Raw genomic sequence first — 14,386 nt, 5'->3', positions numbered from 1 at the left:
TTGGGGCATCAACCTTCTTTGGAGAGATATAGTAAGACCTGCTATTTTAGTAGGCAAGTATCGTTTGTATCCAAGAATCCCCTGTCTTTAGGCATGGGGAGTATGTCAAAAAAGATATATCCATTGCTATCATTCCACTGCCCTCCACATTAATTGCTAATGTATACGGTACAGCCTCTTAATCATATAAAGAGCCAAAATCTTTCGGAGACTTTTAGCAAAGTATATATTCAAAGTTTTGAGCAATCCTTTCATCTTCGTAATCTTCTGGTGTTTCTTTATCTAAAGAAATAACTACATTTACAAAATCCTCTATTTCCATTGGCAAATTAAATGAATCTAAAATTTTTATAACACTATCTACTTCAACAATAATAAAAGCACTTGAATTTAGCATATACGCCCTTTCTTTTTCATCAACAACAAAATACCAAATCGCCATAGTATCTTCCTTATTTTTTTTTATTTTATCGGGTTTACCAATATTTTTTTCTATACTTTCAAATTGTTCATCTATCAATTTATGTTTAAATGGCAACTGAATTACTATCATCTCACTATCACAATTGTAAAACCTAAAAGCAAAAGGCATAAGCTCTTGACCACTAAAACTCTTTTTTAATGATTTTTCTTTAGCAATACCCAGTTTCATACTGTTTATCATACTTTCTATACAGAATGATTCGATTTGATTATATATATTAAATTCATAACCCGCAGATTTTATACGCTTTATCATTGATGTAATTACAGGTGTCATTTCTTTTTTCATAAAAAAATTCCTTTCAAAACATACAATCACGAAATAAATATTTAATTTTTGGCATAGGCTATATAAAACTATAACCTATGCCTAGGAGCAACATTTATGTTAATTAGAATGGAGGCAAATTAATCTGAAAATATCTGTATCCAATAATTATTATACTGACTATTAGGCACATAAGCATAACCTACACCTATATAGCGAAATTTAGGATTTAAGATATTTTGTCTATGTCCTGAAGAATTCATCCAGATATCTACTACTTCTTGAGGCGAACTAGCACCAGCTGCTGCATTTTCACCAGCTGTCATATAATGGAATTTTCTTCTATCTAATACCGTATAAAACTGACTGCCATCAGGACGAGTATGAGCAAAAATTGTCGCCAATTCATTAGCCCTTATATCCGACCTGCTACATAAATATGGATTTAATATCAATGGTCTTACCCCTGCTTTTAATCGTTCTCGATTGACAAGGTCTACAACCGATTGAGCATAATTTTTATCCGTATTAGGTTCATAAACATAATTAGATGTATTGGAATAATTATAATAATAAACTGGACTTGCCATACACGCAGAGCTGAACATACATAAGGAAACAATCAATAAAAAAATTCTTTTCATGAAAATCCTTCCTCTCTTTTAATGTATTATTTATAGACATTTCCATCAAAACAAAATTATATATTTTTTTAGTATTGACTAACAATACAATTTATAAAATCTTTAATTTGCATAGATGATTTATATTTTTTTAATATATCTGCATCATCTTGTCGAAAAAACTGCGTTATTGATTTTGAATTTAAAACAATATCTATATTTTTTTTATCATCTGTATACCAAATAGTTATTGTATTATCTGCTAATTTCTCAATTTTATCTGGCTCACCAAGTTTTTTTATCATCTGTTCTTTTACATAATCGTATTTTTCAGATGTCAATTTATGTGCAAAAGGTTCATCTATTGCTATCATCTTGCCTTTATCATTGTAAACAAGAATTGTAAGTGGTGCATAATCTTGTCCATAAATACTTTCAAAACCTTTTTCTAAAGGCATTTCAACTTTTATAAGATTTAATCCTAATTCTTTTACTTCTATACTATCTATTTTTGCCATATCTTCAGTAGCAGCCATACTAACACCACTTTGTAAACAAATTACAATCGCTAAAACCCAAGCCATCAATAATTTTTTCATAAATATCTTCCTCTCTTTTAAATCATTATCTTATTATATATATCTCCTGTTTTTTCCAAAATTCGGCATGTTTTTTTTAATTTTTTATAAAAAAAAGACATAACTTTAATTTAAGTTATGTCTTTCTTTCATTTTACTGCTAAGCATCACTTGTTAATATTAATCAAAAATTCACCATAAATACATTTAGCATAATTCTACAACCTAAATCACATTACACATTGTTAATGCTTAACCATTCTTTAAACATAATGACTGGACACGTGGATACAGCGACGAGACCGTACAATGTTAATGCTTAACGGCAAGTGCAGGCCAGTAAAAATCAAATCTTGTTAACGAGACCGTACAATGTTAATGCTTAACTGTGCTCTTAAAATTTCTGTATAGCGTGTACCACCTACGAGACCGTACAATGTTAATGCTTTAACATTTGCAGTGGCGCCACTAATACCTACGAGACCGTACAATGTTAATGCTTAACCGAAAGAATATGTTTTAGAGTAAAGAGGTTTTTACTACGAGACCGTACAATGTTAATGCTTAACATAGCACCAACTACAGAACCGTTTATACGTATCATTGATGAGACCGTACAATGTTAATGCTTAACTTTGTTTCTCCATTTAAATTATCTGATTGCAATAGTGATGAGACCGTACAATGTTAATGCTTAACATGATTCTAAAGTTGAAAGAAATTTTGCTACAGAAGATGAGACCGTACAATGTTAATGCTTAACCGCAGTAAAATCAATATTCTTTTTCTTCATTATAGCTTATATATCCTTATTTTTCAATCTTTCATAGAAATTTTACCAGCCGATTTCAGTTTTCTGCTTATCCTTTTTAATGCTTGATATTATAGGCTTTTTACTTTTTCGGCTGGTAAATTTTTATTTTGTTTCAATCTCTTCGAGCAAAACTCGTCTTTCTAATGAATAAATACCAATCATCATAATATCTGCAATGTACTCTACCGCTTAAATCTCTTATCCATAATAATTTCTCCCTTCTTATTTTTAATCTAATCTATATTTCTTTATCTCTTTCTATTATATATATCTCTTCCTTCTTCTAAAATTCAGCATGATTTTTTTAAGTTTATAAAAAATTAAATATTATTTTTGATAAAAGAATAGCCCAATGAAAATTTCATCCGGCTATTCTTTTATTTTAATATCTTTTAAATCTCGAACATTACAGCATAATTGTCAAGAAAATGGCTATATCTATTTTCTGCTAATATTCTATCTGCATCTTCTACGGAAATTACTACATCACATTTATTAGCCACACGTTGACGAACTTCTACAATGTCGACTACAAGAGGATTACTGCCCGCACGGGAAGTTCCCATGCGTACTTTATCCCAACCTTGTGGTCCTTGAGCATAACCGACAACACCATAATCTATTGCGTATTTTTTATCTACATTATATACACCATAAATAGCTCTACCCGAAGTATCATAAATAGCAGGGCAAAAAGTTCTGACAAGACCTGCACCTCTAGCTCTGATTACAAGACCGGTATAATTGCCATTGAGTTGAGTAGACGGATTATATGCTGGACTAGGAGCTGGCACAGGCACTTTTTGATTATTACCGATTACATTATCAAAAACCACTTGACCTAAACTTCCCACACCATACATTGGCACAGACATTGTAACTCGATAAATGCCATCTTCAGGGATATATTCTTCATCTATTACTCTAGCACCTCTGATAACGCCACTAATTTCTGAATGTATAGTATCATTTAAAGTCATAGACATTTCTACATTTGTTTCTGAATCAATAGCTACATCTTTTACTGTTTCTAATAAATTACGTTGAGCTTCTACAACTGCTGCTCTTCTTGCCATTAATTTTGCTTGACCAAATGGTCTATTTTGCGGTAATACACCATAGCCATCGGCTGTTATTGTTTCAGTCTGCGTATAAGCTGGATTTTGATATTGTGCCGATGCCTTTATAGGTGCAAAGTAAGTATTAACTGGTAAAATACCAGCACCAAAACTAAATAAAGCAACACTAGTTAAAACTATTAATGTTTTTTTCATAAGAATTCCTCCAGATCTATTTACAACTAAAACAACATTTATGCATAAAAATCATGCACTCTAAAAACCGCTAAAAATTTCTAAAGTGCATGATTTCATACAATCCTATTATTTATTATTAATATTTAAAGATTTTATTTTTTCCAATGAACTAAGCTCATCTGTATCCAGAAAATTGAAATCTAAATAATAAATACCTTCTTTACTTAATGCAACAAGCTTATCATCATCTTTCCAACCTCTCATTTCACCTAATATATTATTTTCTTGTTTTGCTACTATTTCACCAAGTTCTTTATTCATAATCTCAGTTACTTTGTCAAATTCTTCATCGGTCAATTTTTCTGGAAAACAATATTGCATTATAAATAATTTATCATCACCAAAATATGCTCTAGCTTTTGTATCCATTTCTTGACCATATAAATTTATCTTCTTATCTAAGGTTATTTCGTATACTGATAATAATGGTGTTGTTGAATATTTTGTGGAAAATTCATGATAACTTTCACCCCATGATACATCTTTAAGTTCTTCTATCGCTTTATTTGAATTTTCACTAGCAAAACTTACTGTAGGCACTAATGCTACCATAGCTAATAATACAAAAGTAATAATTGTTTTTTTCATAAAAAATACATCCTTTCTAACCTTTTAATCTAAATAAAAAACTAAAAGAATTTTGAGCATAAGCTACTATATGTAACTTATGCTCATGAAATACAAATAACTCTATATAAAATCAATTAAGGAGTACTAACTTTTACCAATTTCTTTCATAAGCAAAACAGCCTCGTCTTTCAGATGGATAATACCAATTATCATAATAACTGCAATATGCCCTACCATCTGAAGCTCTATTATATTCTTCCCAATGAATACAATCTGAACAATTTCCACCAAAAAATCCTTTAGGAATACAAATTTTAGTTTTGATTTCGTTTACTTTGTTTTTCATAATGATTACTCCAATCTTAATCAAAAAATTTTAGTTTATTTTTAAGTTTTATATTTGTTTATTTTTTAATCACCCTCTTTAATTTCTACTGTATATATTACCTAGCAAATCTAAAATTCGGCATATTATTCTACTCAAACTTTAAAAAATTTCGGTATAAGCTATGAAATATAACCTATACCGAAATTTCAGAGGAGCTTATTTATTCCCCTCTTCTTATTTTGTCTTTTTTCATTGGAATTACATCACAATCTTTTATTTTAGCTATTGAAAGATTATTTCTTACTTCTTCAACTTTAACAGTACCTACATATTTTTCATCAACGCCAAGGATTTCTCCTGTTACTGGATGAACTATTGGTTCTGTTTCAGTATAAATCGTATAAATATCTCCTTCCTTTACTCCATCATCATATCCTAAATCAAAAGTTACAGTATCTTCATCTGTGTTAACTGCGACTACCATGCCTACTAAAGGATTCATATCATTCATTCTTTCTAAGACTTTATTAGCTACTTTTTCTGCTGCGTTGTAGATAAGGCTATCGCGATTTACACTCATATGACCTGGCACTAAATCACTTTTGATAAAACTCTTTAAGTTATTTTTAGTAGCACTGCTATCAGTATCAGATATCATATCAGAACTTATTATGCGTCCAGTTGTGTTATCTACAATCTGCACCGAAACTGCTACCTTTGCTTTTAATCCCTCATAAGCTAAGTTATTGTATGGATTTATTTCTGCTTCAACAACCTTGCCCATCAAGGTGTAATCAGCTCCAGATAAATTACCGATTTCTATAGCGGAGGAACTATCCACTACACCCGAATTTTGTAAACCTAATTCTTTAAAAATTTGGTCAAGATTACTACGTTCTACTACTGTATAATTCTTATTTTGCACTAATCCATTTTGAATACTTGATTGTAATTGTTCGCAAATCATCTTGCCATACCTACTGCTTGTACCGTCAATGAAATTACCTACTGCTACAGTTTTCATTGCCGCTTCACTTACAAGACTTGTACCTAAAATCATGACAAATACTGCTAAGCTGATAAATTGTACAAAATACTTTTTCATAATAAGACCTCCATAAAAAAAATCAATAAAAATTAACCATTAACCATTAAATTTTTTCCTTATCACCTCCTTTCATTATATATATACTCTTATTTTTCTAAAATTCGGCATTAAGTTTCTAAAATTTTTATAAAAATTTTTAATTTTATCTAACTAAGTAAATCTAAGATAATATACATACCGACACCAATTACGACTAAAAGACTGACAAAATCTATTATTAAACCTAGAAAAAAACTTAAAACATATAATATACCCTGCCATATTTGTTCATGAAAAATAATTACTGCTATTATAGCCAATATTGATAAAATTAAATTTTTCATCCAAGTTTTCATGATTACCACCTCATCAATTCTCTAATATATATATCTTCCATTTTTTCTAAAATCTGGCATTGTTTTTAAAATTTTTTATCTATGTTATATCTTTTTTTCTATTTCCTATTTATTTTTTATTATCATCTTTAATCTCTACTTTATATATCCTCTGCTTTTTCCAAAATCTGGCATTGTTTTTAAAAAATTTTTTATAAAAACTAACTTTTAATCTATATTATCTCTTTCTTTTCTATTCCCTATTTATTTTCTATTATCATCTTTAACCTCTACTCTATATATCCCCTATCAAATTTAAAAATCGGCATTATTTATTAAAAAAAGTTTTCGGTATAAGCTATCAAATAACCTATACCGAAAATCAAAAGGAGTGTTTCTATTTACATTTTTATTGCTTTCTATTTTATATATCCTCTACTTTTTCTAAAATTCGGCACAGTTTTTAAAAATTTTTATAAAAAAAAGACATAACTTTAATCTAAGTTATGTCTTCTTTCATTTTACTGATAAGCATCACTTGTTAATATTAATCAATAATTCACCATAAATACATTTAGCACAACACTACAATCTAAATCACATTGTACAATGTTAATGCTTAACAATCAAAATGGTATTTCTTCATCTGGCGGGACTTCTTAAGGAGACCGTACAATGTTAATGCTTAACAATAGATGACAGCACCTTATTACAAGATAAATCAAAAAGGAGACCGTACAATGTTAATGCTTAATCGCAGTAAAATCAATATTCTTTTCCTTCATTATAGCTTATATATCCTTATTTTTCAATCTTTCATAGAAATTTTACCAGCCAATTTCAGTTTTCTGCCTATTTTTTTAATGCTTGATATTATAGGCTTTTTACTTTTTCGGCTGGTAAATTTTTTTAAATTATTTCAATATCTTCTTGAACTATCTTCACTATATTATTTTCACGTATAGCTTTATATATAAGCATATTATTTTTAAATACTATAGGAAAATATAAATACTGTATTTGTGATGGCATTGCTTGCATTATATTGACAATGTATCTACGGTCACTGCTAGATAAACCATCATCACCAGCAAAATGTGTATGATAAATTCCATAAAAATCTATTTTCTCATCTTGCCACTTCTCTATCTGTTTATTTAATAAATCTGTACTTGGATAATATGAATCATAGCAATTTTCCTTACTGCCTTCATCTGCAAAGTAACAAGTAATAATATCTTCTTTGCCACCGATTATACCTCCAACTTCTGGGGGCGGTGCAGGACTTTCTATAATTTCTTTAAAGATACTTGTTTTTATTTTCATCATAAAATCTCCCATCTTATCTATAAAACTTTATTTTATTTTTATATTTATTTTTTCAATATCATCTTTAATCTCTACTGTATATATTACCTAGCAAATTTAAAATTCGGCATTATTTATTAAAAAAAGTTTTCGGTATAAGCTATCAAATAACCTATACCGAAAATCAAAAGGAGTGTTCTTATTTACATTTTTATTGCTTTCTATTATATATATCCTCTACTTTTTCTAAAATCTGGCATTCTTTTTAAAAATTTTTATAAAAAAAGACATAACTTTAATCTAAGTTATGTCTTTCTTTCATTTTACTGCTAAGCATCACTTGTTAATATTAATCAATAATTCATCATAAATACATTTAGCATAATTCTACAATCTAAATCACATTGTACAATGTTAATACTTAACACATCAGTATCATCAACTTGAGTATTTATATGGTCACTGGAGACCGTACAATGTTAATGCTTAACTAACAGTACACTTGATGTAACTGTTACGACTGACAACAGGAGACCGTACAATGTTAATGCTTAACAACAGTAAAATCAATATTCTTTTCCTTCATTATAGCTTATATATCTTTATTTTTCAATCTTTCATAGAAATTTTACCAGCCGATTTCAGTTTTCTGCCTATCCTTCTTAATGCTTGATTTTATAGGCTTTTTACTTTTTCGATTGATAAAAACTCATTTTTTTAATCACCCTTTTTAATCTTTACTATATATATCTTCTACTTTTTCTAAAATCTAGCACAGTTTTTAAAAATTTTTATAAAAAAAAAGACATAACTTTAATCTAAGTTATGTCTTTCTTTCATTTTATTGCCAAGCATCACTTGTTAATATTAATCAAAGATTCACCATAAATTCATTTAACACAACACTACAATCTAAATCACATTATACAATATTAATACTTAACACAGATGTTGCTCAATACATGGGACCGGGACCGTACAATGTTAATGCTTAACGAAGCTATTTATAAGTATGTGTTGAAGACAGATATTTACCGGGACCGTACAATGTTAATGCTTAACCGCAATAAAATCAATATTCTTTTTCTTCATTATATCTTATATATCCTTATTTTTCAATCTTTAATATAAATCTTACCAGCCGATTTCAGTTTTCTGCCTATCCTTTTTAATGCTTAATTTCATAGGTTTTTTACTTTTTCGGCTGGCAAAAACTCATCTTCTTTTATTCCTTCCGAGCAAAGCAACCTCGTCTTTCTGATGGATAATACCAATTATCATAATAACTACAAAATGCTCTACCGCTTGAGTCTCTATTATATTCTTCCCAATACCGACAACCTGAACAATTTCCGCCAAAAAACCCTTTCGGAATACAAATTTTTGTTTTAATTTCATTTGCTTTGTTTTTCATAATACTAACTCCAATCTTAATCAAAAATTTTTAGTTTACCTTTAAATTTAATATTCATTTATTTTTTCATCACCCTCTTTAATATCTATTTTATATATCACCTACTTTTTCCAAAATTCGGCACGGTTTTTAAAAATTTTTATAAAAAAAGACATAACTTTTAATCTAAGTTATGTCTTTCTTTCATTTTACTACTAAGCATCACTTGTTAATATTAATCAATAATTCATCATAAATACATTTAGCACAATCCTACAACCTAAATTACATTATACATTGTTAATGCTTAACCCAATTACCAAAGATTGGCAGGAACATAATGAATCAATAACGAGACCGTACAATGTTAATGCTTAACATATGATTACTTTATTGCTGGTAGCGAGCAATTTTCGGTGAGACCGTACAATGTTAATGCTTAACCCAGCGCCGATAACAGAACCCTCAGACATTTTTTTGCGGTGAGACCGTACAATGTTAATGCTTAACGTGGTAATGGTAAATTACAAAATGGCATTCTTGTGGTGAGACCGTACAATGTTAATGCTTAACTTTTGCACCGATAGGTTTCTTACCATAGATATATGAGGTGAGACCGTACAATGTTAATGCTTAACTAGTAATGTTTTGCTTGGAAAAGTATTCCCTTATTACGGTGAGACCGTACAATGTTAATGCTTAACCGGTATCTACTAAAGTATAAAACTGTAGTCCATTTGTCGGTGAGACCGTACAATGTTAATGCTTAACAACCATTAATGTTTGGTGCGTCTCCCGGAGAGATTGGCGGTGAGACCGTACAATGTTAATGCTTAACAGGAGCATGGATAAATATAGTTGCACCTACTCCTTAGGTGAGACCGTACAATGTTAATGCTTAACCACAGTAAAATCAATATTCTTTTCCTTCATTATAGCCTATATATCCTTATTTTTCAATCTTTCATAGAAATCTTACCAGCCGATTTCAGTTTTCTGCCTATTTTTTTTAATGCTTGATATTATAGGTTTTTTACTTTTTCGGCTGGTAAATAAAACTTAATATACTACTATCGTTAAAGTATTATACGTAATTTGTTGCAGTTTAAGATTGCAATTTATATTTTGAATTAACTGATTATAAATATTCTGTGGTGTTCCTGAATATTTTATATCAATAGTTGCTGTACCTTCATTATAACTATTTACCCTTGCTGAATTTACTCCTCGAATATTCTGTAAAGCGTTATTTACCATATTCACTTTATTATAATCAGTGGTTATAACTTTTAGTTCTATATTTTGTGTATTTCCACTACCATAATTTAAAAGCTTTTCTACAATATAATCTCCCATTTTTTCACCAGCATTATTCAATGCTTTTTTCCCTGCTATAAATTCTGTTACATCAGCAGCTTTGCCATAAGTGCCATTAGCAGAAATTATTTGTCCCGTTTTTGCTATAAAGATTTTAGCTTCTAAACGAGCATTGCATGATAAAATCCCTGTATTTCTTCCTCTGCCATTACCAATAAACTTACTTACATCACCAACACCTTCACTAAAAGCTTCACCTACTACTAATATATCTACATTTAAATTATTAGCGATATTTTGCATATCTTGATTTGTCAAATAATCTAACTTGCCAATAGTATCTCTCATACCTTCTGCATACACTATTCTACTAAATCCAGCTTCTATCAATTTATTGATTACAGCCGTTTCACCAGCAGGGTCAGGAATTTTTGCTCTGATATGATATTCAGGAATTATAACCGCAATCTTTGGGTCACGAAGTTGACGATTAATTATACCCAGTCTTGTAAGCTCATTCATCAATTTCGAATTAGGATTTGTATCCACATCAGCTAAAATATTAACTTCATACAAACCATCTTCAAGCCATCTTTTATTTATCACTTGATAATTAGTGATATAACCTTTAGAAAATTTATAAATCTCATCATTAAGTAACATGCCATTTTTGACTAATGTAGTCGAATCTACCATAGTACCAACTGCTTGCTCTATTGCATTTCTAAGTGCATCTCTTTCTGCTTCATCATAATTCATACCATGACCAGATACATTTACTGATTGTGCTGATGCTACTGCCCACCATAAACTACACAAAAGGCATACTATTATCATTACATATTTTTTCATAAATATCACCTCATCATTGTTATATTATATCTATCACCTATTTTTACTAAAAAACGGCATGAAAAATGATATCATGCCGTTTTTTTTTATTAAAATTTTTCATCTATTAAATTAACACTATTGATTATTGCCTGTGCTATATCAAAATTACTTTCTCTACTAGCTGCCAAACTATTAGCATGACTAACTTGATTACGCCAATCATTAACATAATTAGAATACTCTTCTACAAATTGTAATAATCGTTCTTTAGGCAATCTTGTCTCTATAATATTTTTTTCTAACATCTCCTTGAATACTTCTTTTCGCTCTTTTGATTTTTCTCCAGTAGTTAATTTCTTATCCTCTTTTAACCCAAAATATGCTATTATTTTATCTTTATCAACATTTTTAACAGCATTTAAAATAACTGCTTCTAAATTACCATCTTCACGACTGACTCTTTTTGCCAAATATGATTTAAAATCACCTAAATGGTTCTTAGGCATACTCTCTTTTAAAATATACTTTATTACATTATCTTTTGCTAGGCTATCAACCTTTTTATTAAAACGAAGTTTTTCTGAGGCTTTATCAAATTGTTTAATAAATTTTACTATTTCTTCTAAAAATTTATCAAAAATTTTATTCTTTCCTTTTATTTTTCCTAAAATTTTTGTAGCTGATAATCCTCTATCAATCAATATTCTAATTGTATTATAAGTTAACTCATTTATTTCTATATTCTCCGTATTTGTTTGTATTTCTTCTTTTCTATAGTTTTTAAAAAAATTAACTTGCCAGTTTGACCAAGCTTTATTTTTTCTACATTCTTCTTCAATAGAAGCATCTTTTATTATTACTAATTTATTTTCAATTAAATATACTGGTATCCATTCTGTATAAAAAGTTATTGCTGCTTGTAAAAAATCTCTTTTAGCACACCATTTTATAATAGCAGGTACACTACTAGGCTTATTATCTTTAGGCAATATATCTGCGTATGTTTTCTCTATTACTAATATTAATTTAGCAAAAAACAATTCTTGTTCACTCAATCTATTAGCCTTTAGCTTTATTATTCTTTTATAAATACTTAAAGCTTCTCCTAATAAAGATAATACATTTGTCATATCTTTATAGTTTGTGCAAACTTTTATTGCCTCTGAAAAATCTCTCATCTCTTCTAATAATAATTCAAGTGCTGATGAACTTGTTCTTAGTTTTTTACTATTTAACTTATCAAAATAATTTTGAATTTGATTTACACTGCCAAATGAATTAAATTCTTCTGCTCCACCTAGTAATGTAAACATATCCATGATATCACTAGCATTTTCTATCTTTGCAGTATTAAAATTCACATACAAAACCAAACCAAGTTCCATACCTATATATTTTAACATTCTAATCAATGCCAACATCAACATTGAAGCATGTCTTAAACCACCAGTCATATCTACATGGATAACTACTGTATCATCAGGATTCTTTTCTTTATAAGCCTGCAATTTATCAAACATTTCAGATATGCTTTTAAAAGAGCCTTTCATTTCTCCATTGTTATAAAGCGGTACATCAATTATCTTATCTTTATAATATTCATCTTGTATGAGTTCTTTAAATTTATCTAAAGATGTTTCTCGCACTTGTTCAGAAATAAAAGCATATATCTCATCTATCTGTTGCTGTTCTTGACTTAATTTCCATGCTATATACTTCAATGCTGTTTCATTAGTGTGTTTACAATTAGCCTTAAATAAATTACTATCATCTGTGTATTCTTTCTCAACACTATCATCACGATATAAACTCATTATAAATAAAACTATGTTTTTAACCATAATTACACCGCCTTATTTAAATTTAACAACAAAATCTTATATCAATTTTAACAATATACTTTCTAATTTTTTTCTATAAATTTTACGTATAGTCTCTGGCTTTTTATTTAAATAGCTACCTATTAGTTCATCTTCATTTAATTTCAATTTTTCATTTAAATATTTAGATTTGTTATTATAATAATATCGTATAAAATTTACATATATATATGAATTAAGCGCCATATCATAACCTTCTTCTTCTATAATTTTTATGCTAACATAACATCTAAAATATTTATATAAACCTTTATTTTTTCTTAATTTAATATCCGCTTTATCTAATAAAAATATCAATTCCTTCAAAATATTATTTTTTTCCTCTATTTTTCTTATAGAGAGTTTATCTGCCAATGAATATTTCATCTTATTATTTTTTTTATTTGTTTCTATATAATTACTCTCTTCCGTAATATATTTATCACTAAAAGCTTTTTCCAAAGATTTTAATTCTTTTTCATTTGCATTATTTTTTTCAAAAAATCTTTTATAATTATCATATTTATAATTCTTCTTTTTTATTTTACTACCTATTTTTTTCTGAAAATCCTTTAAAATGCCATCTAAATTTGCTTTTTTCATTTCTTTTTCTAGTCCGCATTCATCTTCGAATTTTTCTGCCTTTAATTCCTGATTTTTCGTATTATAACATTCATTAAACAATTTCATAAATGGCTTTATCTTTCCATCTATTTCATATTCTTCACCATATTTTCTTAAACAATCCTTATATGTTTTAGCAAATATTTCACCACTATATCTACTATTATTTTTAAAATCTTTCATTGTTCCTTTCTCACTTATATATAGAGAGCTAAACATTTTAAAATTTTTACGTATTAATAAAAAATTAATCAATCTATTTTCTAAAAATTTTAGTTCTTCAATACAGCCAAAATAACCAAATTTTAAATCATCTGCTATTTTATTTATTTGTTCATCTTGAAATAATAACCAAAATGATATTATTTTTCCATTTTTTCCCTTTTCTCCATATCGTTCAAAAGCTTTTTGAAAAGCACAATTAAACAATTTAGCATCATAACTTTTTTCATTATTTTCATTAAAGCTCATTAATTTCATTAATTTTACTAAATCTTTTAATTTAGCTATTAATTTTGCTTTTAACTTAACCCTATTAAAATTTTTATTATCTTTAAAATCAAATTTTAAAGTTCTTACAATATTTTCTATATCTGATACAGATTGATATTCTGGCATATTTATCTCTCCTATTTTACACTATTAATAA

General features: G+C 28.3%; 13 protein-coding genes and 2 CRISPR repeat arrays. All 13 genes read right to left on the bottom strand.

Going from position 1 to position 14,386, the window contains the following annotated elements; all coding sequences use genetic code 11:
* Nucleotides 1–214: 214 nt before the first annotated feature.
* The 13 genes from AC5LAX_RS02800 to AC5LAX_RS02740 all read right to left on the bottom strand — a co-directional run bounded on the left by AC5LAX_RS02800 (nucleotide 215) and on the right by AC5LAX_RS02740 (nucleotide 14,355).
* The gene (locus AC5LAX_RS02800) at nucleotides 215–772 is read right to left on the bottom strand and encodes a hypothetical protein (protein WP_027890297.1); all 558 of its coding nucleotides are present in this window, start codon (nucleotides 770–772) and stop codon (nucleotides 215–217) included.
* 119 nt (nucleotides 773–891) lie between these two features.
* The gene (locus AC5LAX_RS02795; RefSeq protein WP_193526124.1) at nucleotides 892–1,395 is read right to left on the bottom strand and encodes a CAP domain-containing protein; all 504 of its coding nucleotides are present in this window, start codon (nucleotides 1,393–1,395) and stop codon (nucleotides 892–894) included.
* Nucleotides 1,396–1,463: 68 nt separating this feature from the next.
* On the bottom strand, nucleotides 1,464–1,973 hold the full coding sequence (locus AC5LAX_RS02790) for a hypothetical protein (protein WP_288909469.1): 510 nt from the start codon (nucleotides 1,971–1,973) through the stop codon (nucleotides 1,464–1,466).
* Nucleotides 1,974–2,250: 277 nt separating this feature from the next.
* Nucleotides 2,251–2,715: a CRISPR direct-repeat array (repeat unit 26 nt; unit sequence GAGACCGTACAATGTTAATGCTTAAC).
* 443 nt (nucleotides 2,716–3,158) lie between these two features.
* On the bottom strand, nucleotides 3,159–4,040 hold the full coding sequence (locus tag AC5LAX_RS02785) for an LPP20 family lipoprotein (RefSeq protein WP_018998829.1): 882 nt from the start codon (nucleotides 4,038–4,040) through the stop codon (nucleotides 3,159–3,161).
* A 108-nt stretch (nucleotides 4,041–4,148) separates the two neighbouring features.
* Nucleotides 4,149–4,670 (bottom strand): hypothetical protein, encoded by a 522-nt coding sequence (locus AC5LAX_RS02780; RefSeq protein ID WP_117585450.1) that lies wholly within the window; start codon nucleotides 4,668–4,670, stop codon nucleotides 4,149–4,151.
* A gap of 133 nt (nucleotides 4,671–4,803) precedes the next feature.
* Nucleotides 4,804–4,998, bottom strand: coding sequence for a DUF295 domain-containing protein (locus tag AC5LAX_RS02775; RefSeq protein WP_018998831.1), 195 nt, complete (start codon nucleotides 4,996–4,998; stop codon nucleotides 4,804–4,806).
* Nucleotides 4,999–5,200: 202 nt separating this feature from the next.
* Nucleotides 5,201–6,085, bottom strand: a complete 885-nt coding sequence (locus tag AC5LAX_RS02770; RefSeq protein WP_193526127.1) for a CsgG/HfaB family protein — start codon at nucleotides 6,083–6,085, stop codon at nucleotides 5,201–5,203.
* Nucleotides 6,086–6,234: 149 nt separating this feature from the next.
* Nucleotides 6,235–6,423 carry a hypothetical protein gene (locus tag AC5LAX_RS02765; RefSeq protein ID WP_018998833.1) on the bottom strand — a complete coding sequence of 63 codons (189 nt, stop codon included), beginning with the start codon at nucleotides 6,421–6,423 and terminating at the stop codon, nucleotides 6,235–6,237.
* Between the two features lie 888 nt (nucleotides 6,424–7,311).
* The gene (locus tag AC5LAX_RS02760; protein ID WP_288909470.1) at nucleotides 7,312–7,731 is read right to left on the bottom strand and encodes a hypothetical protein; all 420 of its coding nucleotides are present in this window, start codon (nucleotides 7,729–7,731) and stop codon (nucleotides 7,312–7,314) included.
* A gap of 1,204 nt (nucleotides 7,732–8,935) precedes the next feature.
* Nucleotides 8,936–9,124, bottom strand: coding sequence for a hypothetical protein (locus tag AC5LAX_RS02755; RefSeq protein ID WP_288909471.1), 189 nt, complete (start codon nucleotides 9,122–9,124; stop codon nucleotides 8,936–8,938).
* Between the two features lie 328 nt (nucleotides 9,125–9,452).
* Nucleotides 9,453–10,006: direct repeats of the CRISPR family, unit length 29 nt; unit sequence GGTGAGACCGTACAATGTTAATGCTTAAC.
* 156 nt (nucleotides 10,007–10,162) lie between these two features.
* Nucleotides 10,163–11,272: a hypothetical protein gene (locus AC5LAX_RS02750; RefSeq protein WP_288909472.1), complete on the bottom strand. Its 1,110-nt coding sequence runs from the start codon at nucleotides 11,270–11,272 to the stop codon at nucleotides 10,163–10,165.
* 89 nt (nucleotides 11,273–11,361) lie between these two features.
* Nucleotides 11,362–13,095: a TM1812 family CRISPR-associated protein gene (locus AC5LAX_RS02745; RefSeq protein WP_278547414.1), complete on the bottom strand. Its 1,734-nt coding sequence runs from the start codon at nucleotides 13,093–13,095 to the stop codon at nucleotides 11,362–11,364.
* Between the two features lie 36 nt (nucleotides 13,096–13,131).
* The gene (locus AC5LAX_RS02740; RefSeq protein ID WP_278547415.1) at nucleotides 13,132–14,355 is read right to left on the bottom strand and encodes a hypothetical protein; all 1,224 of its coding nucleotides are present in this window, start codon (nucleotides 14,353–14,355) and stop codon (nucleotides 13,132–13,134) included.
* Between the last annotated feature and the right edge of the window lie 31 nt (nucleotides 14,356–14,386).

This window comes from Megamonas sp. (assembly GCF_986095205.1).
This window is presented reverse-complemented; position numbering and strand designations above follow the sequence as displayed.